The organism is Streptomyces prunicolor (genome assembly GCF_045162825.1).
GTDB lineage: Bacteria > Actinomycetota > Actinomycetes > Streptomycetales > Streptomycetaceae > Streptomyces > Streptomyces prunicolor.
On the sequence record NZ_CP108676.1, the window covers coordinates 8182615 to 8209303 of the forward strand.

At 70.9% G+C, this 26689-nt stretch carries 21 protein-coding genes and 2 pseudogenes; 13 read left to right on the top strand and 10 right to left on the bottom strand.

Translation table 11 applies throughout. From position 1 onward, the window contains the following. Positions 1-11: 11 nt before the first annotated feature. Together OG588_RS37575 and OG588_RS37580 are read right to left on the bottom strand one after the other, a co-directional pair. On the bottom strand, positions 12-2855 hold the full coding sequence (locus tag OG588_RS37575) for a hypothetical protein (RefSeq protein ID WP_405951106.1): 2844 nt from the start codon (positions 2853-2855) through the stop codon (positions 12-14). After that, complete coding sequence (locus tag OG588_RS37580; RefSeq protein WP_405951107.1) at positions 2852-6232, bottom strand: FtsX-like permease family protein; 3381 nt, start codon at positions 6230-6232, stop codon at positions 2852-2854. Before OG588_RS37580 ends, OG588_RS37575 begins: the two co-directional genes overlap by 4 nt. A gap of 110 nt (positions 6233-6342) precedes the next feature. Between OG588_RS37580 and OG588_RS37585 the strand changes: the two genes are divergently transcribed. The 4 genes and pseudogenes from OG588_RS37585 to OG588_RS37600 all read left to right on the top strand — a co-directional run bounded on the left by OG588_RS37585 (position 6343) and on the right by OG588_RS37600 (position 8751). Next, a complete protein-coding gene (locus tag OG588_RS37585; RefSeq protein ID WP_405951108.1) occupies positions 6343-6693 on the top strand; it encodes a cupin domain-containing protein in 351 nt (116 codons plus the stop codon). Between the two features lie 285 nt (positions 6694-6978). Continuing rightward, positions 6979-7305 (top strand): annotated as a pseudogene (locus OG588_RS37590) (DUF2637 domain-containing protein); the annotation flags it as partial. A 75-nt stretch (positions 7306-7380) separates the two neighbouring features. Then, positions 7381-7782 carry a hypothetical protein gene (locus tag OG588_RS37595; protein ID WP_405953425.1) on the top strand — a complete coding sequence of 134 codons (402 nt, stop codon included), beginning with the start codon at positions 7381-7383 and terminating at the stop codon, positions 7780-7782. Between the two features lie 27 nt (positions 7783-7809). Next, positions 7810-8751 carry a hypothetical protein gene (locus OG588_RS37600; RefSeq protein WP_405953426.1) on the top strand — a complete coding sequence of 314 codons (942 nt, stop codon included), beginning with the start codon at positions 7810-7812 and terminating at the stop codon, positions 8749-8751. Positions 8752-9344: 593 nt separating this feature from the next. Here OG588_RS37600 and OG588_RS37605 read toward each other — a convergent pair. Continuing rightward, positions 9345-9640: pseudogene (locus OG588_RS37605) on the bottom strand (dCTP deaminase domain-containing protein); the annotation flags it as partial. Further along, positions 9637-9816 (bottom strand): hypothetical protein, encoded by a 180-nt coding sequence (locus OG588_RS37610; protein WP_405951109.1) that lies wholly within the window; start codon positions 9814-9816, stop codon positions 9637-9639. The pseudogene OG588_RS37605 and the gene OG588_RS37610, both read right to left, overlap by 4 nt. A 73-nt stretch (positions 9817-9889) precedes the next feature. Between OG588_RS37610 and OG588_RS37615 the strand changes: the two genes are divergently transcribed. From OG588_RS37615 to OG588_RS37645, 7 genes are all read left to right on the top strand, one after another. After that, positions 9890-10195, top strand: a complete 306-nt coding sequence (locus OG588_RS37615) for a hypothetical protein (RefSeq protein WP_405951110.1) — start codon at positions 9890-9892, stop codon at positions 10193-10195. 143 nt (positions 10196-10338) lie between these two features. Further along, positions 10339-10518: a hypothetical protein gene (locus tag OG588_RS37620; RefSeq protein WP_405951111.1), complete on the top strand. Its 180-nt coding sequence runs from the start codon at positions 10339-10341 to the stop codon at positions 10516-10518. A gap of 248 nt (positions 10519-10766) precedes the next feature. After that, positions 10767-12245 carry a 3' terminal RNA ribose 2'-O-methyltransferase Hen1 gene (locus tag OG588_RS37625; RefSeq protein WP_405951112.1) on the top strand — a complete coding sequence of 493 codons (1479 nt, stop codon included), beginning with the start codon at positions 10767-10769 and terminating at the stop codon, positions 12243-12245. After that, entirely contained in the window at positions 12242-14800 is a 2559-nt protein-coding gene (locus tag OG588_RS37630) for a polynucleotide kinase-phosphatase (protein WP_405951113.1), read from the top strand. Before OG588_RS37625 ends, OG588_RS37630 begins: the two co-directional genes overlap by 4 nt. 238 nt (positions 14801-15038) lie before the next feature. After that, positions 15039-16952 (top strand): RiPP maturation radical SAM C-methyltransferase, encoded by a 1914-nt coding sequence (locus OG588_RS37635; RefSeq protein WP_405951114.1) that lies wholly within the window; start codon positions 15039-15041, stop codon positions 16950-16952. Continuing rightward, positions 16949-17527 (top strand): DUF5825 family protein, encoded by a 579-nt coding sequence (locus tag OG588_RS37640; protein WP_405951115.1) that lies wholly within the window; start codon positions 16949-16951, stop codon positions 17525-17527. Before OG588_RS37635 ends, OG588_RS37640 begins: the two co-directional genes overlap by 4 nt. A gap of 3 nt (positions 17528-17530) precedes the next feature. After that, positions 17531-18826 (top strand): MFS transporter, encoded by a 1296-nt coding sequence (locus tag OG588_RS37645; RefSeq protein ID WP_405951116.1) that lies wholly within the window; start codon positions 17531-17533, stop codon positions 18824-18826. Here the strand turns inward: OG588_RS37645 and OG588_RS37650 are convergent. Together OG588_RS37650 and OG588_RS37655 are read right to left on the bottom strand one after the other, a co-directional pair. Further along, positions 18765-19664 (bottom strand): hypothetical protein, encoded by a 900-nt coding sequence (locus OG588_RS37650; RefSeq protein WP_405951117.1) that lies wholly within the window; start codon positions 19662-19664, stop codon positions 18765-18767. The two genes, OG588_RS37645 and OG588_RS37650, sit on opposite strands and share 62 nt — an antisense overlap. After that, entirely contained in the window at positions 19661-20719 is a 1059-nt protein-coding gene (locus OG588_RS37655; RefSeq protein WP_405951118.1) for an SPFH domain-containing protein, read from the bottom strand. The genes OG588_RS37650 and OG588_RS37655 overlap by 4 nt, the downstream gene beginning before the upstream one ends. A 186-nt stretch (positions 20720-20905) precedes the next feature. Here OG588_RS37655 and OG588_RS37660 point away from each other — a divergent pair, with 186 nt between their 5' ends. Together OG588_RS37660 and argF are read left to right on the top strand one after the other, a co-directional pair. Next, positions 20906-22129, top strand: a complete 1224-nt coding sequence (locus OG588_RS37660; RefSeq protein ID WP_317774890.1) for an arginine deiminase — start codon at positions 20906-20908, stop codon at positions 22127-22129. 73 nt (positions 22130-22202) lie between these two features. Continuing rightward, a complete protein-coding gene (argF, locus tag OG588_RS37665; protein WP_405951119.1) occupies positions 22203-23210 on the top strand; it encodes an ornithine carbamoyltransferase in 1008 nt (335 codons plus the stop codon). Between the two features lie 23 nt (positions 23211-23233). Here the strand turns inward: argF and OG588_RS37670 are convergent, their stop codons facing one another. From OG588_RS37670 to cysC, 4 genes are all read right to left on the bottom strand, one after another. Next, positions 23234-23689: an ATP-binding protein gene (locus OG588_RS37670; protein ID WP_393031676.1), complete on the bottom strand. Its 456-nt coding sequence runs from the start codon at positions 23687-23689 to the stop codon at positions 23234-23236. 283 nt (positions 23690-23972) lie between these two features. Beyond that, positions 23973-25184, bottom strand: a complete 1212-nt coding sequence (locus tag OG588_RS37675; protein ID WP_405951120.1) for a sulfate adenylyltransferase subunit 1 — start codon at positions 25182-25184, stop codon at positions 23973-23975. Between the two features lie 2 nt (positions 25185-25186). Then, positions 25187-26107 carry a sulfate adenylyltransferase subunit CysD gene (cysD, locus tag OG588_RS37680; RefSeq protein ID WP_405951121.1) on the bottom strand — a complete coding sequence of 307 codons (921 nt, stop codon included), beginning with the start codon at positions 26105-26107 and terminating at the stop codon, positions 25187-25189. Then, entirely contained in the window at positions 26104-26655 is a 552-nt protein-coding gene (cysC, locus tag OG588_RS37685) for an adenylyl-sulfate kinase (protein WP_405951122.1), read from the bottom strand. The genes cysD and cysC overlap by 4 nt, the downstream gene beginning before the upstream one ends. Positions 26656-26689: the final 34 nt, after the last annotated feature.

Below are 26689 nucleotides of genomic sequence, written 5' to 3' on the forward strand. Positions count from 1 at the left end.
TCAGAGGGCGTTCAGGTCAGGCGGAGTACCGCTCCCAGGCGGCGCCTGCGGGCGAGGACCGTCTCGGTCGCCGCAGCTGCCAGGATCAGCGCGGTCACGCCGGCGACGAGGGCGAGGGTCAGCGAGTAGTCGGTGTGCAGTGCCGGTTGGGCCGGGCCGCCGGTGAACTGCCGTAGGTCCAACGTCCCTGCCAGGAGCCGCGGTTCGAGCAGGCCGAGCAGCGTGCCGCCCACCGCCGAGGCCACCGCCAGTGGCAGCAGTTGCAGGAAGTGGATCGCCCCGGCTTCCCTGCCGCCGAGTCCGAGCGTGCGCAGGAACGAGGTGGTGCGGCTGCGTTCGTGGGAGGTGAGGGTCAGTTCCAGGGCGAGCGCGAGCAGGCCGGACAGCGCGGCCAGGATCGAGCTGGTCGTGTAGAGCGTGCCGAGTCCCTGTGTCAGGCCGTCCGCGCGCAGGGCGCTCAGCGTCTCGGCGCGAACCCGGATCCGGGCCAGCGGCCCGAGCGCCTTGGCCGCCGCCGACCGCAGTGCCGTAGGACTGGCACTGCTCCCGCCGTCGCCTTTATCGTCGCCCTTGAGAAGCAGGACCGTGCTGCCCGAGGCCTGTGCGGACAGCAGGTGATCGGCGGACGCGGTGGTGATCAACATCGGTGTCCCCTCCGGGAGTTGGGCCGTGACCGGGCCGAGGAGGGGGTCGCGCAGTTCGGCGTCGGTGAGGGTGCCGACCGGCTTGAGGGTGAGGTTCACCGGGGGCTGCCCCTGGGTCACCACGGTGGTGGTGAAGCCACCGGTGCGCTCGCGCGCCCGCAGGCCGGGGGAGAGGAAGGAGGGGAGAGGGACGCTCGCGTCGAGTCGGGTTCTCGGCGGGGTGGTGGCGAGTCCGGTCAACAGGGCGTCGGCCAGCGGTGACTCCGGGGCGATGGCGGTCAGTTGGCGGGGATCGACGGTGATCACGGCGACCTGGGAGACCACCGCGCCGTCGGCCTGCCCCGCGAGGTCGAGGGTGCGCAGATGCTGGAGGGCGGTTCGAATTCCGGTGGGGGCGACAGCAGTTGTGCCGGCGGGAGCCACGGTCCCCGCGACCGTCGCACTCGCGTCCGCGCCGGTGCTCCAGGCCGCCCCCGTGGTCAGCCCGTCGTCGACCGTCCGCTGTACGAGGCCGCCGAACACCGCCGTGCCCAGGGTCAACACCAGGACGAACAGGGCCAGTCCGGTCGCCGGTGCGTCATGCGCGGCCCGGGCCGCCCCGACGAAGCCCACCACGCCCCGGCCGCGTCGGGTCTGCCGTAGGACCAGGCGGAGCACCAGCGGATAGACGCGCAGCAGGAGCAGTACGACGGCGAGCGCCACCAGAATCGGTACCGCGCCCAGGACTCCGTCCGGGCCCTGGGAGCGGAGCGCGGCCACGCCGGCCGTCGTCGCGAGCAGCACCGTCAGTTCCAGGACCAGGCGTCGGCCCACGGCGGTTCTGCGGCGGGTGCGGCGCAGTCGGCCGGGTCTGCGGGGTTCGCGGACCGCGAGCCAGGTCATCAGCGGCACCGTCAGCAGCACCACGGCGGTGGTGAGAGCGGCGGGGAGCGGTTGCGGGGATCCCGAGGTGCCGGTGGGGGCGAGGGACGCGCCGCCCGCCCAGCCGAGCAGCGCGGCGATCAGCACCACCGGCCAGGCCACGGCGCAGCGCAGCAGGACCAGCCGTGCGGTGGACGCGCCCCGCGCGCGCTGCAACCGCAGATGCGGCTGTCTGCGGCGCAGCAGCAGCCGTACCGCGACGGCCACGGTGGCCAGCGCGACCGCGGCGAGCGCGTCGACGGCGTACGTCGCGAGGGCCCTGGCCTGCTGGTCCTGAGCGGTGAACGTGGTGAGCAGCGGTGTCAGGGAGTCGGTCACCAGCAGGGACTGGGTGGACTGGCCGCCGACCTGACAGGCGATGTCGCCGGTGACCCAGTCGCTGCCCTGGCACAGGGCGGCGCTCAGGTCCGCGCCGAAGTGGGACAGCGGCCCGGTCAGCGCGCGGGCCCGGTCGAGCGCCGCGCCGGACAGGTCGGCGCGCAACTGCCAGGTCACCCGGGGGCCGCCCACCCCGGCACCGGCCAGCAGATCGGCGGCGTCGCGGCCGACGAGGCCGCGCACGGCGAGCACCGTGCCGGCGGAACGCTCCGCCTGGTAGCGGGAGGGCTGGTCCAACGTCTCCCGGCCGGTCCAGAAACCGTCGGTCGCGGCCTCGGTACGGTAGACCCCGCTCACCACCAACTCCGCGTCGGGCGCGGCGTTCTGGGCCCCCGGCGTCTTCGGGAACTCCACGCTCAGCCGGCTGCCGGTCCGGACGCCGAGCGCCCGCGCGGTGGCCTGCGACAGCCCGATCTGGGGCGCGGTGGTCAGCGGTGTGTGATCGGCGGGCGCGCGACCGCTGACGTAGCGGAGATGAGCCCGCGCGGACGGCAGATAGCTGACCGTCAGCTGGGTGCTCGTGCTCGCCGGGCCCGGCGGCCGGGGCGTAAGCAGGGACGCCGGGTCGTAGTCGTAGCTGCCGCCGCCGGTGAAGGACAGGTGCCGCGCGGCGGCGCCGCTGAGCGGGTGCGTGAGGGTGCGGCCGGCGGCGAGCAGGGCGGCCATGTCCACGGAGGGCGGTGAGGTGTTGAAGACCTCCGGTGTGGTGCTCAGGCTGATCAGGGGCGCCTGGGCCTGCGCGGCGTCGACGCGCTGCCGCAGCGCCCGGTCCTCCTGACGGCCCGCGAGGGCGGGGGCCCAGGCGCACAGCGCCGTCAGCACCAGGACCAGCACGGCAAGACAGGCCAGCATCGGCAGGTCACCGCGGGACTCCTTGCGGATCAGGCGCCGGGTCACGGCCGCACGGTTCATCGGTCCTCCCCCGCCCGCAACACCCGCACCAGATCCACCCGGGCCAACAACCGCGCGAGGCCCAGCGCAACTGCGCTGATCGCCAGGGCAGTTGCCACCGCCGTCAGCGCAACCGTGCCCCAGGGAATGACCTGCGGCAGCGGCGGATAGGGAGCCTCTCCGCTGTCGTCCACCGTGACCAGAGGCAGGACCGCTGACGCCAGGCCCATGCCCATCAACGCCCCCGGAATCACCGCGAACAGCGCCAGACCGACCTGTTCGGCGCCGAGCAGCGCGGACAGGCCGGCGGCGCGGACGCCGATCGCCCGGAGCAGCGCGAACTCCTTGCGGCGCTGCCGGGTGGAGACCACCGCGTGCACGGTGAAGGCGATGACCGCGAAACCGGGGGCCAGATAGCGGACCAACTCCAGTACCCGGCGCAGCCCGGCGCGGAACGGGTCGCTTTGGAGGGCCGCGGCGGTGCGTGCCGTGGTGGTGACGGCGCCCAGCGCGGGCTGCGCCTCGGCGGCGGCGGCCGTACGCGCGCTGTCGGTGCTGCTCAGCCACCAGAACGCGGGGTCCTGCCGATCGGCACCGGACAGCGTGAGCGCGGTGGAGAGTTGCCGCTGGTCAGCGATCAAGTGCCCCTGTCCACGGCCCAGTCCGGGCGTCGCGTCGACGCGGCCGACGATCCTGGCGGTGATCCGGCCGCCGCCCAGGTCGAGTGTCGTGGTGCTGCCCACGTGCAGGCGGGCGGCGCGCAGCGTCGCGGCGTCCGCGCGGACCGGAAGCGGTGCCGGACCGTCCAACGGGCCCGCCACGAGCCGAACTTGGCTGCCGGGCAGCGTGTCGTAGTCGCTGTCGGACAGACCGCCGAAGGAGTCCGAGATCGCCGGGGAGGGACGGATGCCGGTGCTGACGGTCGTCCGGAGTACTGCCGAGCTGCCGGGCACGATCGAGCACACCCCGGGCGTGCCGGGGTTGTAGGTGTCGGTCAACTTCCCTTTGCAGGCGCCCTCGTTGGAGTCGGCGGCGTGGTCCGTGCCGTCGGACCAGACCTGCCTGCCGGGCAGCCGGGAGACCCAGGTGTCGGAGGTGCTCCTGGTTTCCCGCGCGCCGACCCGGATCAGGTCCAGGTCCAGCCGCGCGGGAGGCGTGCCCGGCTGCGGGAGGACCGCGACGGCGGTCACCGTCAGCGGATACGCCCGCGGGTGGCCGCCGCTCAGCGCCACGTCGAGCGGCACCACGACGGTGTGCCGGGCCCCGTCGGCGGCGGGCAGCCGCGCCGGTACGACGCTGACGAGACCGGCCGCGTCCTGCACGGTCAACTCCAGCCCCGGCGCCACCCGGCTGCCGTCGCTGCGCAGCCGCTCGTCCAGCAGCAGCGCGGTCGGCCGCCCGGGCAGCGGTATCCCGGGCACGACCGGCGACGGGGTACGGGGCGCGGGCCCGCCGACCGTGCCGACCAGGTCCTCGGTGGCGCCGCCGGGCAGGTTCACCGTCGACCGCGTCACCGGCCGCACGCCGGTCACCCCCGGCAGCGCGCGATAGGCGGCGGCCAGCACCGCGGAGGGGTAACCGTCGTCCGCCGACGGATCGATCCGCACATCCGCGCCGACGGTGAACGCGGCCTGCTCGGACGCCAGTCCGCCCAGACAGGCCAGCGCGGTGGTGGCGAAGGCGCTCACCGACACGGCCAGGCACATCAGCACCACCGGCCCCGCGTTGCGCGCGGCCCGCCGGCTCAACTGCCAACCGGCCAGGGCGAGTACGAGCCCTCGGCTACGCCGCCCGAACGCGTCCAGCAGCAGCGAGGTCAGCGGCAGCAGCCGCAGCAACAACAACGCGGCGGCGCCGGCCACCAGGGTCGGCACCAGGACCAGCACCGGGTCGGCGGACGCGCTGCCGGTGCCCACGTCGGCGATCAGCGAGTGGTGCCGTCGTAGCTCCAGATACCCCAGGGCCGCCACGGCCAGCAGCGCCAGGTCCGCGCTCAACCGCTGCGCGGCGGCGGCCCGCGCGCCACGGGCCGGCCGCGAGCGCGCCGACGGCAGCACGGGCAACAGCACCGCCGCCGCGTGCACCAACAGGGTCAGACCTACGGCCGCCCACGCGTCGGCGCTCCGGCTGCCGGGGTGCAGCAGCCCGGCCAGAAAGGGCGCGACGAGGGCGGCCGGTACGCCGGTGAGCGCCCACTCGGCCGCCGCACCGCGCAGCAACCTCAACGTGCCCGCGCCCCTTGCCTGTTGGAGGGCCAGTTCGTCCCGCCGGCGTTCGGTCAGCTGGCGGGCGGCCAGTACCAGGGTGGCCAGGGCGAGGACCGCCAGCAGCACGCTCGGCAGGTACAGCGAGGAGCGGGCCGCCACCGTCGGCACCGTCAACTCGTCGATCGCGCCCGGCAGTCCGGAGGCCACGGTGAGGTCGGTGAGGGACGGCTGCCGCCCGCCGAACACGGACACCCCGCTCTGGCTGCCGGAGAACGCGCGCAGCCGGTCGTGCAGTCCGGCGAGGCGGTCCGCGTCGAGCCGGGAGAGGTCGGGCTGCACACTCCAGTGGGCCGTCAGATGCCCGTTCAGGACGGCGCTGCCGTTGAGCGCCGCCGCCGAGACCACCAACAGGCCCTGGTCGGTGGTCCCGTCCTGGGTCAGATCGCCGGCCATCGCGGGCCAGAACCCGACCGCACCGGTCGCCCGGAAGACCCCGGTGACCCGCAGCGTCATGGCACGACTGAAGGCGTCCTGCACCCGAAGGCGCGAACCGGGCCTGAGATCAAGGCGTTTGGCGAGCGCGTCGGGCACCGCCGTGTCGACCGGCGCGGTGGACCCGGTGGCGACCGGCACATCGGGCAACGAGGTGAACGCACCGGCCGGTGCGTCGGCCGTACCGGCGGGCCACCGCCCGGCGACCAACTCCCCGAATCCGCCCGTGTGTTGCACCGCGACCGGATGCAGCCCACTGCCCCCCGGACCGCGCGGCGGCCCCACGACCCCGTCGATCCCCGTCACCGACACCGCAGACGTGCCCAGCAGTCCGACATAGGTCCGCTGCGGCACCCCGGCGAACACCCGCTCCGCGGCGGCCCGTACATCCCGGTCGGCGACGGCCATCCCCCCGGCCCGGTAGGACGCGTTGACGTTCACCTGCGCGTTGGGGTCGGCCGCCAGCCGCCGCACGGCCCCGGCCTGCACCGAACTCCCCGCCAGCCCCGCGAGCGCGGCCAGCGCCGTCGCACACAGCAACACGGTCACCGAGACGGCGGCCAGCACCAGCCCGTGCTGCGCGGCCCGCCGGACAACTGCCGGAAGGCGCCGCCGAGTTGGGGGCGATCCGTCGGGACGCTGCCGCGGCGAGGAAGTGAAGGCCGTGGCGACCACATGAACCCCCGCAGAATCGAACATGTGACGGTGACGGCGCGTCACAGTCCTACCAGCCCTGCCCCCGGCGACACAACAACCGCTGATCTTTTCAAGGGTGTTGCCCTCCACGGGCCGGGCACTAGGGTCCCGTCATGGAGATCATCAAGGGCGCGGGCGTGTGGACGCATCCCGGCGAAGCGGGCAATGACTGGGTCGAGCAGGTGCGGACGGCGGATCTGTCGGTGGGGACGTACTGCATCCCGGCCGGCGGGCTGGATACCCAGAGCCCGCACACCGAGGACGAGATCTACGTCGTCACGGCCGGACGCGCCAGGATCGAGACACCGGGCCGGGCGGCCGAGGTGGGTCCCGGGGCGGTGATCTTCGTGCCGGCCGGTGAAAAGCACCGATTCACCGAAGTGGCCGAGGACTTGGTGCTCCTCGTGGTCTTCGGACCCGCGTACGGCTCACGCTCCCCGTCAAGGGGGAGGGAAAATGCCTGACCAGGTCAGGGATGTTCCCTGTACGTTGGGCGGACGCGCCCCCCGGGTTCAGGGGCGGCGCGCTTTCCCAGCTCAGAGGCTCAGTAGACGTTTCGAGGCAGACCCACCGTGTTCCTGACGTACAGCCTGGCTCGTCTGTCTAAAGGGCTCTGAACTGGCCTTATGGGCCGGTCGGGGCCCTTTCCCGTGTCCGGAGGCTTCCCGCTTCTACCTCCGAGTTCCCGGGAGTTCCCGTGGAAGTGTGCACGCGTTGTGCACTGGGATGGCGCCCCGGTGGTGGGTCTGATGAGTGATGCCACCGACCCCCGGGAGGGAGTCACCGGGAGCCGGGGCTTCGATCTCGATGCGTGGGTCCGCCCTCTGCGCGCTCTCGTGGTTGCCGGGGACGCGGCCTACTCCTCATATGTTCACCAGCGGGAGTTCGCGTCGCAGGGTGGGGCGGACACGGTCAGCGCCTCGTTGTGGCCGCTGTCCGTGGACGGCCTCTTGCTCTTGGCCACGGTCGGCTTGCTGAAGCCTTCCGGGACCCACACTCGCCGGGCCCGAGGCGCGGTGTGGTCGGCGTTCCCTCTGGGTATCGCGGTTTCCCTGGCTGCGAACGTTGCGGCAGCCCCGGCTTTGGAGTGGAAGCCGGTGCTGGGCGCTGGGTGGCCACCGGTAGCACTGCTGTTGTCGGTGGAGCTGCTGGTGCTCCGTCCAGATGGCGTGCGCGGGCGGACGTCGAAGTACTGGGAGATCACCGTCTACGGCAGCCGCTGGACGGGGCCGTCCCAGTTCCACATGGACTACCTCTACGAGTGTGGTGTCAACATCCCCAACGCCTCGGACGAGACCTGTTCGACGTGGAAGAGCGACGGGGCGCAGGGCCATGGTTCCGGTGTCGCCGTGAACAAGCAGCAGATCGTGAAGAACTTCGGCCGTACGGCTGTGGTGACCAAGTTCCCCATGATCAATATGTTCGTGACCTTCGCCGACGGTTCGCACGCGGTCGGCGACGATGGGAAGTCCGGAGAGAAGTTCCGCGGCAGGGACGTCTGCGTGACCAACACGACCACGAAGCTGTGCCACAGTACCGGCGACGGCAGTTGAGCCGGTGTACGGCGGAGGACAGAGACAGTGAACTGGACCGAGCTGCGGGACCTGCTGACCCGCTCGCCCACTCCCGCCGTAGTGGGCCTTCACACCTCGATCCAGCCCCGGCGTGACAACGGACGTGGCTGGCCTCCCGCCAGCGTGGTTCGTACCTCCACACGCTTCGCCTACCGTCCTCCCCACGACTGGTTTCTCGACCACGGCAACGGAGACATCTCCCTCGACGTGCGCGAACCGGATGAGGGTCCCCGAGCGGAGGATGCGACGCGCGGGCTGGAGTTTGGTGCGGAGTTCCCGTGGGACCTCGCCCCCGAGCCGGCCCGCCTGATCTCCCCTGTGCCCGGTTCGGCGCTGACAGAGGCGACGAGCCAGGGCGATCCGGCGGCGGTACGCCACGACGGACGGGATGCCTGGGCGGTCACTCTGACAACGCCTTCCGTCCCTCATCCCTTGCACGTAGTCGTCGACGCCCGGACCGGCATCCTTCTAGCGGCCGAGATCGAAGAGGCCGGATACCGGGAAGCGCTGTCGGAGCTGGAGTCTCCCGGAGAACTGCCGGACAGCCGCGTCCAGTGGAGCGATGCCGTGGCCGAGGCGGAAGAAGTCCACCAGCGACGACGCGACGAACTCGCCGCGCACTACCGCGAGGAGACTCTGCCCCTTCCGGCCTTCTGGCCTGGCGGCCGCGACCACTTCGAACCCCACGTGTTCGACGGCGATCTCGCCACCGGCGTGCTCGCGATCGACCTGTACAACGACGGGGCACCGCAAGAGACGCCCGCCATGGCGGTGCTCATCAGGCAACAGCTGGGCTCCGCGCCCTTCGAACCCGGATGGGTCGCGGACCCAGAAGCCTTCGTGCACCGCTGGCAGGACGGCAACTGGCAGTGGACGCTGGCCTTGTGGGGACAACCGCTGTCCCCCGAGCAACTGGAGCGCGTCACGGGCTCCATGCCCGAGAACTGAGAAGGGCGACGGGTCGGAGAGGCGTCCAGGACGTCACCGTCGGCGGTGACGACTTCCAGAGAGAGGAAGTTGTCACAGGTCAGGCCGTGTTTGCGAGTGAACCGTCCGACGCCGCCGCCCCGGATCGAGGTGGCCACTCGGAGCCGACGGGCCGCGTTCACGGCGGTCACCACGTCTTGTGTGTCGGTGCGCCGGGCGATCATTCCGGGTCGTCGGTCCGCCATGGTGTTCCACACTGTTCGGGCTGCTTCGTACTGGCCGCTGTCGGGACCGATGAGCGTCCCTTTGAACAGGGGGGCGAGTTCGGCGGTCAGCCGGGCGCGCAACGCGTCGTCAAGGAACCGGAGTTCGCCGGGTGCGGGGCCGGGGGAGGATGCTGATGAGGACGCCGGGGTCATGGGGAATCTCCCGTCAGGGATGGGATCTCGGCGCGGTGCGGGCGGAGGACGCGCGGGGAGAGGGGTACTGACACCGTGCCAACTCCCTTGCCGCAAAGGGGAAGTGGATTCCGGCCGCTGTCTCCTCGCACTCGCTCCGGTGCGCAGCGTCCGGCACCAGCGGACGTGTACCGGGCGCCGCCTGCGGCGACAGCGGCGGCCGACGGAGGAGCGGCCGAACAGCAGTGGCACGAATGTGTCGGAGCCGACCACTTCGAGGGTGTGGCCCAGGTAGAGCTCACCGGGCTGGAGCACGTACCCGCTGCTGCCGATCTCGATCGCCCGGGTGGGGTTGGGCCGATGGGCGTCGATCACGTCGTCGGTGTAGGTCAGCAGGGTGGGGCCGAGACGGACGTTGTAGTTGTTGGGGTTGACCTGATCCGGCTTGAGTGGGTGATCGTTAACCGTCCGTCGCGGGCGGCGGTGGCGATCTCGGGACCGGTGAGGATCATCCGGTTACCCCTTTCGACGATGTCGAGGGCAGGTCGGTCGCGAGGGTGCGGCGGACGCAGTCGCCGAGCCCGAGTCCGGCCTCGTGAGGGCGTCCGCCGAGGTAGGTGTCCGCGAGGTAGCTGGTGGTCAGCACAGTGACCAGGCCTGCGGGCAACGGGTCGGGGGCGGTGGCCAAGGGGCCGGTCTGCTCGGTCGGTTCGGCGATCGGGTGGGCAGGGCCGTCCGTGTACCGGGCGGGGGAGAAAGGCGTGCACGAGCTGGTTGTCGAACGGTTCGACGGTCAGCAGATCGGCGAGGGTGAGCACGTCGCCGAGCACGGTGGTCCGCAGGACCGTCTCGTTCAGCACGACTGCGGAGGCCCCGAGCCCGGTGTGGAGCCGTGCGGCAATGTCTGTCAGCAGGCGGCCACGGTCCAGCTGCCCATGCCGGTACGGCTCGTTGATGGTGCCGAGTGGGGTGGCGAGCCGACGGCGGAGCACGGTGATCTTCTCGGCCAGTTCTGCGAGCGGCCCGGGCAGGATGCCGCTGGACGCCGGTGCAGCAGAGCACCCTGAGCCACGCACTCGATGCAGCGAAGCAAAAGGCCCGAGCACGGGGAATCGCGGTCCCTGAGGACATGACTTTCCGGGACCTGCGTCATTTCGCTGACGCTGTTCTCATCGCCTCAGGACTGGAGCCGCGGAAGGTCCAAGCACGTATGCGACACGGTCACCTCAGCGAGACGCTGGACACCTACGGCTATCTGGTGTGGGAGGTCGACTGGGAGAACGCACCTGCTTCGTTCGTGGAGTTGTACGGCCTCAGCGCTCCGGCCGGTCTGCCGGAGGCGGCACTGGTGCCTGCGGCCGAGCGCGTGCGGCGGAGGGAAAATGCCTGAGTACGTCAGGGATGTTCGCTGTACGTTGTGGAGGCGCGCTGGACAAGGGGCGCCTCGTGGCCGACTGATCGCTGCGTGGCGTGCACATCACTACGAGGGCGAGGACAGCTCCGGAGCAGTGATCGCCGAGGCGCGCTCTCCCATCGTCGTGGTTCCCCGGCATTCGGCGCGTGTGCACGGAATGTGCACTCTGTTGGACCGCACGACAAGTATCCGCAGATCAGAAGACGTTTCGAGGCATACCCACCGTGTTCCTGACGATCAGTACCACCGGCACCCCCGAACGCCCCGCCACCGACCTCGGTTTCCTGCTCCACAAGCATCCCGACAAGGCGCAGGCGTTCTCCACCTCCTACGGCAAGGCGTACGTCCTCTACCCCGAGGCGGATCCCGCGCGCTGCACGGCGGCGCTGTTGCTGGAGGTCGACGCGGTGGCGCTGGTCCGGCGCGGCAAGGGCAAGGGACGCGGCGGCGCACCCGACGCGGCACTCGCGCAGTACGTCAACGACCGTCCGTACGCGGCCTCTTCGCTGCTCGCCGTCGCGCTCAGCGCGGTCTTCTCCAGCGCCATGCGGGGCGTGTGCAACGCCCGCCCCGAGCGCGCGGAGCAGCCGCTGCCGCTGCGCATCGAGGTGCCCGCGCTGCCCGCGCGCGGCGGCCCCGATCTCGTACGGCAGCTCTTCGCGCCGCTCGGCTGGACGGTCACCGTCGAACCGGTCGCGCTGGACGCCGAGTTCCCCGAGTGGGGCGACTCGCGCTACGTCCGTCTCGTACTGGAGTCGGAGACGCTGACCCTCGCCGAGGCGCTGCGCCACCTGTACGTCCTGCTGCCGGTCCTCGACGACGCCAAGCACTACTGGGTGTCGCCCGACGAGGTCGACAAACTGCTGCGCGCCGGTGCGGGCTGGCTGCCCACGCACCCCGAGCAGAAACTCATCACCAGCCGTTATCTGTCCCGCCGTTGGTCCCTCACCCGGGAGGCGATGGAGCGACTGGAACTCGTGCGGCTCGCCGAGGCCGACGACAGCGAGGTCGAGGAGATCGACAACGCCGTCGAGCCGGAGACTGAGGCCGAGGAGAAGCCGACACCGCTCGCCGTGCAGCGCCGGGACGCGATCGTCGAGGCGCTCAAGTCGTCCGGTGCCGCACGCGTGCTCGATCTCGGGTGCGGGCAGGGCCAGTTGGTGCAGACGCTGCTCAAGGACACCCGGTTCACGGAGATCGTCGGCACCGACGTGTCGATGCGCGCGCTCACCATCGCGAGCCGCCGCCTCAAGCTCGACCGCATGGGGGAGCGGCAGGCCGCACGCGTCCAGCTCTTCCAGAGCTCGCTCGCCTACACCGACAACCGCCTCAAGGGCTACGACGCCGCCGTGCTCAGCGAGGTCATCGAGCACCTCGACCTGCCCCGACTCCCGGCGTTGGAGTACGCGGTGTTCGGCGCCGCTCGCCCCAGGACGGTCGTCGTCACGACCCCGAACGTCGAGTACAACGTCCGCTGGGAGACCCTCCCCGCCGGACACGTCCGGCACCGCGACCACCGCTTCGAGTGGACCCGCGCGGAGTTCGGGGAGTGGGCCGGGAAGGTCGCCCAACGGCACGGCTACGACGTCGAGTTCGTACCGGTCGGACCCGACGACCCCGAGGTGGGACCGCCCACCCAGATGGCTGTTTTCACCATGAGCGCAGTCCAGCAGAAGACCACGAAGGAGGCGAAGGCGGCATGACCGAGACCGAGAACCAGACCAAGGGGCGCGTCCTGCCCGTCACCGACCTCTCCCTCGTGGTGCTGATCGGCGCCTCCGGCTCCGGCAAGTCCACCTTCGCGCACCGCCACTTCAAGCCGACCGAGATCATCTCCTCGGACTTCTGCCGGGGCCTGGTCGCGGACGACGAGAACGATCAGAGCGCCAGCCGGGACGCCTTCGACGTCCTGCACTACATCGCCGGCAAGCGCCTCGCCGCCGGCCGCCGCACGGTCGTCGACGCGACCAACGTCCAGCAGGACGGCCGACGCCAACTGATCGACCTGGCAAAGCAGTACGACGTGCTGCCCATCGCCATCGTGCTCGACGTACCGGAGGAGGTGTGCGCCCAGCGCAACGCCTCCCGCTCCGACCGCGCCGACATGCCCCGCCGCGTCATCACCCGCCACACTCGCGAACTCCGGCGCTCCCTGCGGGGATTGGAGCGCGAGGGCTTCCGCAAGGTGCACATCCTGCGCGGCGTCGAGGCGATCGACCACGCCACGATCGTCACCGAGAAGCGCTACAACGACCTGACCCACCTCACCGGCCCCTTCGACATCATCGGCGACATCCACGGCTGCGCCGCCGAACTGGAGACCCTGCTCGGCAAGTTGGGCTACGACGACGGCGTCCACCCGGCGGGCCGTACGGCCGTCTTCGTCGGCGACCTCGTCGACCGCGGCCCGGACTCGCCCGGTGTGCTGCGCCGGGTGATGTCCATGGTCGGCTCGGGCAACGCGCTGTGCGTACCGGGCAACCACGAGAACAAGTACGGCCGTTACCTGAAGGGCCGCAAGGTCCAGCACACGCACGGCCTGGCCGAGACGATCGAGCAGATGGAGGAGGAGACCGAGGAATTCCACGCCCAGGTAAGGGAGTTCATCGACGGACTCGTCAGTCACTACGTCCTCGACGGTGGCAGGCTCGTGGTCTGCCACGCCGGTCTGCCCGAGAAGTACCACGGCCGCACCTCCGGCCGGGTCCGCTCGCACGCGCTCTACGGCGACACCACCGGCGAGACCGACGAGTTCGGCCTGCCGGTGCGCTACCCGTGGGCCGAGGACTACCGGGGCCGTGCGGCCGTCGTCTACGGCCACACCCCGGTCCCCGAGGCCAGCTGGCTCAACAACACCATCTGCCTGGACACGGGCGCCGTCTTCGGCGGCAAGCTGACCGCGCTGCGGTGGCCGGAGCGGGAGTTGGTCGACGTACCGGCCGAGCAGGTCTGGTACGAGCCGACCCGCCCGCTGCTCACCGAGGCACCCGGCGGCCACGACGGCCGCCCGCTCGACCTGGCGGACGTGCACGGCCGCCGGGTGGTGGAGACCCGGCTCGCCGGCCGGGTGTCGGTCCGCGAGGAGAACGCGGCGGCGGCCCTGGAGGTCATGAGCCGCTTCGCGGTCGACCCGCGCCTGCTGCCGTACCTCCCGCCGACGATGGCCCCGACGGCGACCTCGCACGTCGAGGGCTACCTCGAGCACCCGGCGGAGGCGTTCGCGCAGTACGCCGACGACGGGGTCGCGCGGGTCGTGTGCGAGGAGAAGCACATGGGCTCGCGGGCGGTGGCGCTGGTGTGCCGGGACGCGGAGGCGGCGGCGAAGCGGTTCGGTGTGGACGGCGGGCACGGGCCTACGGGGTCCCTGTACACGCGTACGGGCCGTCCCTTCTTCGACGATGCGGCGGTGACCGAGGAGATCCTGGGCCGACTGCGGACGGCGCTCGACGAGTCGGGTCTGTGGGCGGAACTGGACACTGACTGGCTGTTGCTGGACGCGGAGTTGATGCCGTGGTCGCTGAAGGCGTCCGGGCTGCTGCGGGGTCAGTACGCGGCGGTCGGCGCGGCGGCCGGTGCGGTGTTCCCGGGTGCGCTGGCCGCGCTGGAGGGTGCCGCGGGGCGGGGTGTCGACGTGGACGCGCTGCTCTCCCGGCAGCGGGAACGCGCCGCGGACGCCTCGGCGTTCACCGACGCGTACCGGCGCTACTGCTGGACCACGGACGGCCTCGACGGTGTCCGGCTCGCCCCGTTCCAGATCCTCGCGGTCCAGGGACGCAGCCTCGCCGGACTCCCGCACGACGAACAACTCGCCCTGCTGGACCGGCTCGTGGAGCACGACAGCACCGGCCTGCTCCAGACCACGCGCCGGCTGTACGTCGACACCGGTGACCCCGAGTCGGTACAGGCCGGTGTCGACTGGTGGCTGGAGATGACGGGTCGTGGCGGCGAGGGCATGGTCGTCAAGCCGGTCGGGGCGGTCGTGCGCAGCGAGCAGGGGAGACTGGTCCAGCCCGGTATCAAGTGCCGTGGCCGTGAGTACCTGCGGATCATCTACGGCCCGGAGTACACGCGTCCCGACAACCTCGCCCGGCTGCGGGGCCGTTTCCTCAACCACAAGCGGTCACTGGCGATCCGGGAGTACGCGCTCGGTCTGGAGGCCCTTGACCGGTTGGCCGAGGGCGAGCCGCTGTGGCGGGTGCACGAGGCGGTGTTCGGGGTGCTGGCGCTGGAGTCGGAGCCGGTGGACCCGCGGTTGTGACCTGGCCTGTGGGCCGGGGTGCCCACAGGATGCGCACGGCACCCTTGTGTCCCTCCCGTCTCCGTCCGTAGGGTGAACAGCCTTGTTGCGTACGGGAGTTCGGGAGGGGCGCGTTGATGGACATCAAGAAGACAGTGATCCGTGAGGAAGAGCGCACGAACCGCCGACCGGCCGTCATGGAGAAGCGGCCGACCCGCTGACCGGGCGAGGAGCGGAGGCGGAAGTCCGCGGAGGCGGTATGCGCGTTCGGCTGGTGACCATGCCCTGGCATCCGATCGATCTGCCCTCGCTCCAGGTGGGCCTGCTGCACACGCTGTTGCGGCAGGCCCGTCCGGACGACGAGGTGAGCGAGTACCACGGCTCACTGAGCTTTGCGGAGCTGCTCCTCGAGCGGTCCGGCGGGCACCTGCGTCCCGGTGACTACGAGGCGGTCGGCAGCGACTCGATCTTCCACGGGCTCGGCGACTGGGTCTTCTCGGGTGTGCTGTACGACGACCCGGACTGGGGTGTCGCCCGCCTCGGGGACTACGCGGCGCAGCGCGGGATCGCCGTCGACACCGCCTCCGAAATGCGTGCCCACGCGGCCGAGTTCATCGACCGTAGCGCCACCGACGTACTCGCGGACGACCCCGAGGTCGTCGGGTTCACCACCACCTTCATGCAGAACGTGCCCTCCCTCGCGCTGGCCAAGGAGCTCAAGCGCCGCCGCCCCGGGCTCGTCGTCGTCTTCGGCGGCAGCAACTGCGACGGACCCATGGGGCACGCCCTGCACCGCAACCACCCGTTCGTCGACCACGTGGTGCGCGGCGAAGGGGAGTACGCCTTCCCCGCCCTCCTGCGCCACCTCGACGACGGCACGCCGCCCACGGACGTCCCGGGCCTGTGCTGGTGGGACGGCGAGGTGTCCCGGGCCAACACGGAGACCCGGCGGACCGTGGCGCCCGCCGACATCCCCTCGCCCGACTACGACCAGTGGCAGGCCGCCCTGGAGGCGTCACCCGTCATCGAGTACGTGTACCCGAAACTGGTCGTCGAGGGGGCGCGGGGCTGCTGGTGGGGAGAGAAGCACCACTGCACCTTCTGCGGGCTCAACGGCTCCGCCATGGCCTTCCGCGCCAAGCCGGGGGAGCGGCTGTGGAGCGAGGTCGACCGCCTGGTACGCCGGCACCACATCCTCGACGTCGTCACCGTCGACAACATCATCGACATGGCGTACTTCAAGGACTTCCTCCCGCTCGCCGCCGAGAGCGGCTGGGACCTGCGGATGCACTACGAGGTCAAGTCCAACCTCACCCGTGAGCAGATCGAACTCCTGGGCAGAGCGGGCGCGGTGCTTCTGCAGCCCGGCATCGAGAGCCTGAGCAGCAGGGTCCTCGACCTCATGGACAAGGGGGTCGCCGGCGCCCGCAACATCCGTACGCTCCGGGAGTTCGAGAACCACTCGATAACCTGCACCTGGAACTATCTGTACGGATTCCCGGGTGAGACCGCCGAGGACTACGCCTCCGTCATCGAGCAGCTGCCCGCGCTCGTCCACCTCCAGCCGCCGGGCGGCGCCCACCGCATCCAGCTCGAACGGTTCAGCCCGCACTTCACCGACCCCGGCCTCGGCTTCGGCAAACGCCGTCCGGCCGAGATGTACCAGCACGTCTACGACCTGCCCGAGGACGAACTCGCCGATCTGGTCTACCTGTTCGACACGGAGGACGCGGGCGTGGGAGGGACGACGGAGGCGGCCCTGAAGAGGGCCGTGGAGGCCTGGATCACCGGGCATCCGGGATCGAGCCTGCTGATGGAGGATGAAGATGAAGGGGATGAAGGGGATGAAGGGGGCAACGGGAGCGCCCTGTCGGTCCACGACCGGCGACACGGAATGCCGCACCGCACCCACCGCTTCACCGGCTGGCGGGCCGCCGCGCTGCGCCGCCTGGAGGACGGCCGGACCGAGCCCGCGCTGCACCGGCTGCTGACCGGAGACGGACACGACGTCCCCGCCGGCGCGCTGGACGAGTGGCTGAGACATGTCCTGTCGCTGGGCCTGTTGTTCCGCGACGGGCGGACGTACGTGGCCCTGCCGACGCGTGATCTGCCGGTCCGCGTCGACCGCGGCCCGGCCGACAGTGCCCCGGCCCCACAGGTGGCCGCGGGATGACCGGGCTCGGGCTGCCCGAGGGCGTCGCGCACCGCACCACCGGCCGGCGGATCGACGTGGCGGAGCCGCTCCGACTGGGCGTGGGAGGGCGGCAGACGGCGGTGGCCGTCCAGTTCCTGCGCGAGTGCCAGAGCCACGGCCTCGACACGCACTGGCGCACGGCGGACAACGAGACGGCGGGCAACGAGACGGCGGACGGGATGGCGACGTACGACACACGGATCCTGCGCCACCTTCCACCGCCCGCCGAACACCCCGGCGAGACAAGCGAGTTGACGGACTGGCGGGCCCGGTATGCGTACAGGATGTGCTATCACCGCCGTGGCCCGGACTTCGTCTCCGTCATGGACCGCAGGAACCGCCCCGCCTCGGCGCGCTTCACCCTCGACCACCCCGACCTGATCGCCGCGTTCGACACTCTCCAGGCGGCAACGCCCGTCGACGCGCTGAGCCCCGTGCACCGGGAGGCGCTCGATCTGCTGGCGGCCGAGCGGCTCGCCCTGGTCACCGACGGCTGGGCGGTGGCTCTGCCGCCACGTCTGAGGCGCTGGCCGGTTCCCTGCACGGGTATCTGACGGATGACCCTGCTGCTCGACGACCGCTCGTTGCGGCGGCACCGCCCCTTCATCTTGCTGTGCGTGGAGCAGGCCGTCGGCTCCGTGGGCCGGCAGGTCACGGGGCTCGCGCTGATGCTGCTGGCCGTGACCGAGCTGGACGCCGGGCCGTTGGGCGCGGCGGTGATCATGGCGCTGACGTATCTGCCCGGAGCGCTGCTGAGTCCGTTCGCCGGAGTGCTGGTGGACCGGGTGCCGCTGCGCCGGCTGCTGGTGTCGGCCACGTCCGCGCAGGCTCTCGTCGTCGGATCGGTGGCGTTCGCCGCTGCCGTGGGGCGGGTGACCTGGCCGCAGGTCTACGTGGTCGCGGGCGTCTCCGGCGCCCTGACCTTCACCCTCTCGGTCGGCCTCCAGGCCGCGCTGCCCCGGGTCGTCGGCCCCGAGCGGCTGCTGGGCGCCAACTCGGTGCTGACCGGGGCCCGTACAGCGGGCCAGATCGGTGGACCGGCGCTCGGCGGTGTGCTCGTAGGCTTCGTCGGCGCCGCCCCGGCGCTGGAGGCGGGGAGCGCGGCGTACGCCGTGGAGGCGCTGCTCCTGTTCGCGTTACCCGTCGCCCTCGACACCCCGGTCGGCCGACGGGACACTCCCGGTGAATCGCCGACTGCCGCGCTACGGGCGGGACTTGCCGTCGTACGCGGCGAATGGCAGCTGTGGCGCATGGTCCTCGCGGGCGCCGGGCTCAACCTCGGCAGCGGGGCCGCGGCGGCCCTCTTCGTGCTCTACGCGACCCGTGATCTGGGGCTGCCCGCCTGGCAGTTGGGCATCGTCTTCGCCATGATGAGCGCGGCCACGGTGATCGGGATCCTGCTGGCCGGGCGGCTCGGCAGGACCATGGGACTGTGGCGGGCGACCCGGCTCTGCGGGCTGCTCACGGGCGCCTCGGTGTTCCTGATCCCGGCCGCGTCCTGGGGCGCCGCCTTCCCGCTCCTGCTCGCCTACCAGCTCCTCTACGGTCTGTCCGGCACCGTCTGGGCGATCTCCATGACCACCACGCAGCAACTGGTCACACCGGCGGACCTGCAGGGCCGGGTCGCGGGCTTCACCCAGGCCGCGCTCCTGGTGACCGTGCCGGTCGGAGCGCTGGGCGGCGGGGTGCTGGCGGCCTGGCTGGGCAATGTGCCGGTGCTCGTCGCCTCGGCGGCGGTGGCACTGGCATCGGCGGCGACGATGTGGGCACCGTCGGGGACGCGGGAGGGCGTCAGCCCGTCAGCCGCAGAGCCGTCGCCGCCCTCCCCACACGCACCGTCTGCCCCCAGGTGAGTTCCAGGGCGTCCCCGTCCATCCCGTCCCCGAACACGATCAACTGCTCTGACTCGACCGTGAGTTGCAGCACCGCAGATCCGGCCAGCTCACCGGCCACCAGCGACGTCCCCGTCACCGGTGAAGGCCAAGCCTCCCGCACGAACCACACCAACCTGTCTTCCGAGGGGTGTGGCAGGGACAGGGCACTGCCCCGCTCCTGCCACACCGACCGGAGCCATCCCGTGGCCCCGGTGCCCGTTCCCACGAGCACCCCGGAAGAAGCCTGGGCCTCGACGACACCCCCGTCGCCCTCCAGGCCCAGGCGGTATCGGGCCGTCTGATGTCCGACGGCTCCCAGATAGATCTCGTTGAGCGCGACCAGCCGCTGTGTGTCGTCGGCGACGGCCTCGACCATGGTCAGTTCGTCCACACCGGTGCCCGCCGCGTGCGCCGACCGCAGCAGAGTTGCGGCGGCCGACGGCCGGTGCCGTACCAGGACGCCCGGGTTGCGCCCGGGGTCCGTGTCGAAGCCCAACACCGGTTGCCCGGCGAGGTACTTGGCGACATTCGCGACCAGCCCGTCCTGCCCGACAACGACCACCACGTCCTCCGGCGCGAACAGGAACCGGTCCAAGTCGGCGCGCTCGACCTGTGTCTGACGCCAGGTCAGGGGAATCGCCCCCGACACCTCGGCCAGCGCCCGCCGGGTCCGCCGGTGCCGTTCGGCGACCTCCTCGATGTCCCGACCCCGCGACCGAAGGAAGTACGCGGCCTGCCCGTGCGTCCCGTGCCGGGCCACCAACTCCTCGTACTCCGTGGTCCGATGGACGAGAACAGCCCGCGGTGCGAGACTCACGCGCCGACCTCGCCGCCACCGCCATCGGCACCGGCACCAAGCCTGCTGAGCAACCCCGTCAGCACGTCCGGCGAGATCGTCACGCTGTCGATGTTCGGCAGGTTCTCCGCCAGCCGCGTCCCGGTGAGCGCGTGCAGGGTCGCCACGTCCACGTCGGAGTGCACCCGCAGCCACGCCGCCTGGGCATGCGCCCGCGCGTCACCCACCTCGCGCGCACCCTCGGCCTCGGCACGGGCCAGCCGTACGGAACGCGCCGCCTCGGCGTCGGCCAGCCGTACCGTACGCGTCGCCTCCGCCTCGGCCCGTACGCCGTCCGCGGCCGCGTGCTCCTCGGCCTCGCGGCGCGCGTTCGTGCCGCGCTGGTCGACCAACTGCTCCTCGCGGCGCGCGAGTTCGATCTGGCTGTCGAGTTCGTTCTCGGCGATCGCGCGCTCCCGTTCGACGGCCACGGCCCGGCGTTCGTAGGTGGCCTTGTCCGCCTCCTGCTGGATCTGTTCGCGGGCCGGGGTGCGCAGCGCCCGTTCCACCTCGGGCTCGGGGCGGATGGCCATCACGCGGACGGCGACCACCTCGATGCCCGTGGCCGGCAGGCGCGGTTCGGCGCCGAGGCCTTCCGCGATCCGCTCCCGTACCGCCGTCACCCCGTCGACCAGCGCGGATGCGAGAGGTGTGCGGGCGAGCACGGCCAGCGCGTGCTGTTGAGCCGTCTCGGTCAGCAAGGTGCCGAGCTGTTCAAGGGGCGATCCCCGCCACACGCCCGTGTCCGGGTCGACCGAGAAGTCGAGCCGTGCGGAGGCCAGGGCCGGATCGCTGATGCGGTAGGTGACGGTCGCCTGGACCGCCACGTCCTGGAAGTCGGACGTACGGGCATGGAAGGTCATGGCCAACTCCCGGTCGTCCACCGGCACTTCGGAGAGCGCGGCGGTCAACGCGCGGAACCAGAAGCTGAGTCCGGGCCCGTCGTGCAGCAGCTTGCCCGAGCGGTGGTGCCGGATGTGCGCCGTAGGAGCTCCGCGCAGGTGGCGCCAGCCCAGGCGCCGGGTGATGTCGGCCATCAGACTTCCTCAGATTCCGTCAGTTCCCGTGGGATCCGGTCAGATCCCGCATCGATCTCGTCAGTAAGACGATAATCGCGCGGCCCACTTGTCGTCAAGGGGACGAAAATAAGTGGCGGGAAGTGAAACGGTGGCGGTAGGTGAAGTAAGGGGGTGAACTCGGCCGTAGATGGTCAGGATGGAGACATGGCACTCCATGTCGACTCCGAGACCGGGCGGCTTCGCCGCGTCATCCTGCACCGGCCGGATCTGGAGCTCAAAAGGCTCACCCCCAGCAACAAGGACGCCCTCCTCTTCGACGACGTGCTCTGGGTGCGCCGGGCGCGCGCCGAGCACGACGGCTTCGCGGACGTACTGCGCGACCGCGGTGTCGCCGTCCACCTCTTCGGCGACCTGCTCGCCGAGTCCCTGGCGATCCCGGCGGCCCGCGCGCTCGTCCTGGACCGCGTCTTCGACGAGAAGGAGTACGGCCCGCTCGCCACCGACCACCTGCGCGCCGCCTTCGAGGCCCTGCCCGCGCCCGAACTGGCCGAGGCGCTCGTCGGCGGCATGACCAAGCGGGAGTTCCTGGAGGCCCACGCGGAGCCGACCTCCGTCCGCTTCCACGTCATGGACCTCGACGACTTCCTCCTCGCCCCCCTCCCCAACCACCTCTTCACCCGCGACACCTCCGCCTGGATCTACGACGGCGTCTCCGTCAACGCGATGCGCTGGCCGGCCCGACAGCGCGAGACCGTCCACTTCGAGGCGATCTACCGGCACCACCCGCTCTTCCGCGCCGAGAAGTTCCATGTCTGGTCCGAGGGGCAGGCCGACTACCCGTCCACCATCGAGGGCGGAGACGTGCTCGTCATCGGGAACGGTGCCGTGCTCATCGGCATGAGTGAGCGGACCACCCCGCAGGCCGTCGAGATGCTCGCGCACAAGCTGTTCGCCGAGGGCTCCGCGCGGACGATCGTGGCGCTCGACATCCCCAAGCAGCGCGCGTTCATGCACCTCGACACGGTGATGACGATGGTCGACGGCGACACCTTCACCCAGTACGCGGGGCTCGGCATGCTCCGGTCGTACACCATCGAACCGGGCGTCGGCGACAAGGAGTTGAAGGTCACCGACCATCCGCCGGAGCATATGCACCGTGCGATCGCCGCCGCCCTCGGTCTTGACGCGATCCGCGTCCTGACCGCCACCCAGGACGTGCACGCCGCCGCGCGCGAGCAGTGGGACGACGGCTGCAACGTCCTCGCCGTCGAGCCCGGCGTCGTCGTCGCCTACGAACGGAACGCCACCACCAACACCTATCTGCGCAAGCAGGGCATCGAGGTGATCGAGATCCCGGGGAGTGAGCTGGGCCGAGGTCGGGGTGGGCCGCGCTGTATGAGCTGCCCGGTCGAGCGGGACGCCGTATAGAAATTCTATGGATCGTATAGAATTCCAAACGTAAGCATCTGATCCCCTGTACCCGCATCTCTGGAGCGCCCCCATGGCGACAGTCCCGACCGCCCTCGCCGGCCGCCACTTCCTCAAGGAGCTGGACTTCTCCGAGGAGGAGTTCCGCGGTCTGATCGAGCTGGCCGCCGAGCTGAAGGCCGCCAAGAGGGCCGGGGACGAGACGCGGTACCTGTCGGGCAAGAACATCGCGCTGATCTTCGAGAAGACCTCGACGCGCACCCGCTGCGCGTTCGAGGTCGCCGCGGCCGACCAGGGTGCCTCGACGACCTACCTCGACCCGTCGGGCTCGCAGATCGGGCACAAGGAGTCCGTGAAGGACACCGCGCGCGTGCTCGGCCGCATGTTCGACGGCATCGAGTACCGCGGGGACAGTCAGGCCGCCGTGGAGGAACTGGGTGCGTACGCGGGCGTGCCCGTATACAACGGGCTCACCGACGACTGGCACCCCACCCAGATGCTCGCCGACGTGCTCACCATGACCGAGCACAGCGCCAAGCCGCTGAAGCGGATCGCCTTCGCCTACCTCGGCGACGCCCGCTTCAACATGGGCAACTCCTACCTGGTCACCGGCGCGCTGCTCGGCATGGACGTACGGATCGTCGCCCCGAAGTCGTACTGGCCCGCCGAGGAGATCGTCACCGTCGCCCGGGAGCTCGCCGAGCGGAGCGGTGCGCGCATCACGCTCACCGAGGGGATCGAGGAGGGCGTGGCCGGCGCCGATTTCGTCGTCACCGACGTGTGGGTCTCCATGGGCGAGCCCAAACAGGTCTGGGACGAGCGGATCACGGCCCTCGCACCGTACGCCGTGACCATGGACGTCCTGCGGGCCACCGGCAACCCGGACGTCAAGTTCCTGCACTGCCTGCCGGCCTTCCACGACCTCGGTACCAAGGTCGGCCGCGAGATATACGAGACCCACGGTCTCGACTCGCTGGAGGTCACGGACGAGGTCTTCGAGTCCGCCCACTCGGTCGTCTTCGACCAGGCGGAGAACCGACTGCACACGATCAAGGCCATCCTCGTAGCCACACTGGCCTGACCTGCGCTGATGTCGTTCGGCGGCTATCCCGCCGGGTGCCACTGCGGCGGTACGACGGGCAGCCTGAACCACACCGCCTTGCCCGACTCGGTCGGGCGGTGGCCGCACGAGGAGCTGAGGGCGCGGATCAGCAGCAGGCCGCGCCCGTGCTCCTGCCAGGGGTCCGGCTCCTCGTCGGCGGGCTTGGTCAGACTCGTGGGCGGCACCGGGTCGGGGTCGTGCACCTCGACCTGGCAACCGGTGGGCAGCAGCTCGACCACGAGCTCTATGGGGGCGTCACCGGCGGTGTGCTCCACCGCGTTCGCGACCAGTTCCGCCGTCAGCAGCTCCGCGGTGTCGCTGTCGGCCGTGTACTTCACCTCGGACAGAGCGGTACGGACCAGTGCGCGGGCCACCGGCACGGCCGCGGCGGTGTGCGGCAGTGCGATGCGCCAGGAGGCGGAGGCGGAAGGGCGTTCTTGCAAGGCGGGTCCGTTCATGGAGCAGGCTGTCCTGCTTTCAACTATATGAATGGTACGGCGCCCTTTGTCAGAGTCTGTCGACGGGCTCCGCACGGGACCTTCGTCCCGGTACCGAGCGGCATACCCCGTTCAACGGCCTGCCTCGCACAGCTGCTCCCGTTGTTACCGCGCTATTGACGACTCGTGACGGATGCGACGGCAACAGGTCATTTCGACGGGCTAACAGGCCGGGCACAAGAACGCCCTCGGACCCCGTACGAAACGGGGCCCGAGGGCGTTCTGCGGTCTCTGCGGGCGAGGATCAGCCCAGGTCGGCCATCCCCGCGGTGAGCGTCGCGCCGTCCGCCGGGTCGATCACCAGGAACGCTCCCGTGCGGCGAGAGACCGCGTAGTCGTCCAGCGCGAGCGGCTCGGCGGTGCGCAGGGTGATCCGCCCCAGGTCGTTCGCGGTCAGCTCGGCCGCGCCGGCGAGGTCTTTGACGATCGCCTTGACCGTGCGGGTCGTGTGCCGCACCAGCACCCGGTCGCCGACCCGCAGCGGCCGGTCGGCCAGATGGCATACGGCGGCCCGCACGTCCTGGGTGAGCGCGGGCCCGTCGGCCCCGGCGGTGATCATGTCCCCGCGCGACACGTCCCGTTGATCCGCGAGCCGCAGACTGACCGACTGCGGCGCGTACGCGGCCCCGGCCTCGATACCGAGCACCGAGATCCCGGTGATCTCGGAGCCCTCCCCGGAGGGATGCACCGTCACCCGGTCACCGACCCGCAGCGAGCCGGACACCAACTGACCCGCGTACCAACGGACTTCGCCGTCCCGGATGACGTACTGCACGGGGAATCGAGCCGGTGCGTCGGACGGGTCCGCGCCGACCGGCACGTCCTCCAGGAACTCCAGCAGCGCCGGACCCTCGTACCAGTCCATGTGTGCCGAACGGTCCACCACGTTGTCGCCGACCAGCGCCGACACCGGGATCGGCGTGAAGGAGGGCAGCCCCAACTCGGCCGCGTGGCCCGCGAATTCCTCGACGATGCGCTCGAACACCGGCTGCCCGTACCCGACGAGGTCCATCTTGTTGACGGCCAGGACGACGTTGGGCACCCGCAGCAGCGCGGCAACTGCGGCGTGCCGCAAGGTTTGTTCGACCACACCGTTGCGCGCGTCGACCAGAATGATCGCCAACTCGGCCGTGGAGGCACCCGTCACCATGTTGCGGGTGTACTGCACATGGCCCGGGGTGTCGGCGAGGATGAACCGCCTGCGCGGGGTGGCGAAGTAGCGGTATGCCACGTCGATCGTGATGCCCTGCTCCCGCTCGGCCCGCAGCCCGTCCGTGAGGAGCGCGAGGTCGGGTGCGTCCTGCCCACGATCGGCCGACACCCGCTGCACCGCCTCCAGTTGATCGGTCAGCACCGACTTGGAGTCGTGCAACAGCCGCCCCACGAGCGTGGACTTGCCGTCGTCGACCGAACCGGCCGTCGCGAACCGCAGTGTGTCGATGGTGATGGTGCTCATGGCTAGAAGTACCCCTCGCGCTTGCGGTCTTCCATCGCGGCCTCGGACAGCTTGTCGTCGGCACGGGTGGCGCCCCGCTCGGTGACCCGGGAGGCGGCTATCTCGGTGATGACCTGCTCCAGCGTGGCGGCGTCGGAGTCCACAGCGCCGGTGCACGACATGTCACCGACGGTCCGGTACCGGACCTGGCGCTTCTCGACGGCCTCGCCCGCCTTCGGGCCGCCCCACTCACCGGCGGTCAGCCACATGCCCCCACGGTTGAACACTTCGCGGTAGTGGGCGAAGTAGATCTGGGGGAGGTCGATGCCCTCGCGGGCGATGTACTGCCAGACGTCCAGCTCGGTCCAGTTGGACAGCGGGAACACGCGGACGTGCTCGCCGGGCGCGTGCCGCCCGTTGTAGAGGTTCCACAGCTCGGGGCGCTGCCGTCGCGGGTCCCACTGCGAGAACTCGTCCCGAAGGCTGAACACCCGCTCCTTCGCCCGCGCCTTCTCCTCGTCCCTACGACCGCCACCGAACACGGCGTCGAAGCGCTCGCTCTGGATCTTCTCGGTCAACGGCAGCGTCTGGAGCGGGTTCCGGGTCCCGTCGGGGCGTTCGCGCAGCACACCGCGGTCGATGTAGTCCTGTACGGAGGCCACATGGAGCCGCAGCCCATGTGCGGCAACCACACGGTCCCGGTACTCAAGGACCTCGGGGAAGTTGTGTCCGGTGTCCACATGCAACAGCGAGAACGGCACCGGCGCCGGCGCGAACGCCTTCAACGCCAGATGCAGCATGACGATGGAGTCCTTGCCGCCGGAGAAGAGAATCACCGGCCGCTCGAACTCACCCGCCACCTCACGGAAGATGTGCACCGCCTCGGACTCAAGCGCGTCCAGGTGCGAGAGCGTGAAGGCTTCTGTGGTCGTCACCGCGCTCACACCAACCCCCGCTCGGACAGCACCGCGTACACCGCGTCCGCCGACTCCCGCGGGCTCTGCGTCTGCGTCGGCAGGGTGAGCGCCGGGTCCGTGGGCGGCTCGTACGGGTCATCGACTCCGGTCAGGCCGGTGAGGTGGCCCGCGGCCTGGCGGGCGTAGAGGCCCTTGACGTCGCGGTCGCTGCACACCTCGACGGGGGTCGCGACATGCACCTCGATGTACGGCGTCGCGCTCGCCTCGTGGCGTTTGCGGACGGCCTCGCGGCTGTCGGCGTACGGCGCGATGACCGGGACGAGGGAGAGGACGCCGTTGCGGGCGAGGACCTCGGAGACGAGGCCGATGCGCTGGACGTTGGTGTTGCGGTCCTCGCGGGAGAAGCCGAGACCGGCCGAGAGGAAGCGGCGCACCTCGTCGCCGTCGAGGACCTCCACGCGATGTCCCTCGGCTCTCAGCCGCTCCCCGAGATGTTGGGCGATCGTCGTCTTACCCGCGCTCGGCAGTCCGGTGAGCCAGACGGTGGCTCCCTGAGCCCGTGCCGTGGTGGTCATGCGCAACAGTCCTCTTTCTTACCCGACGAGCGAC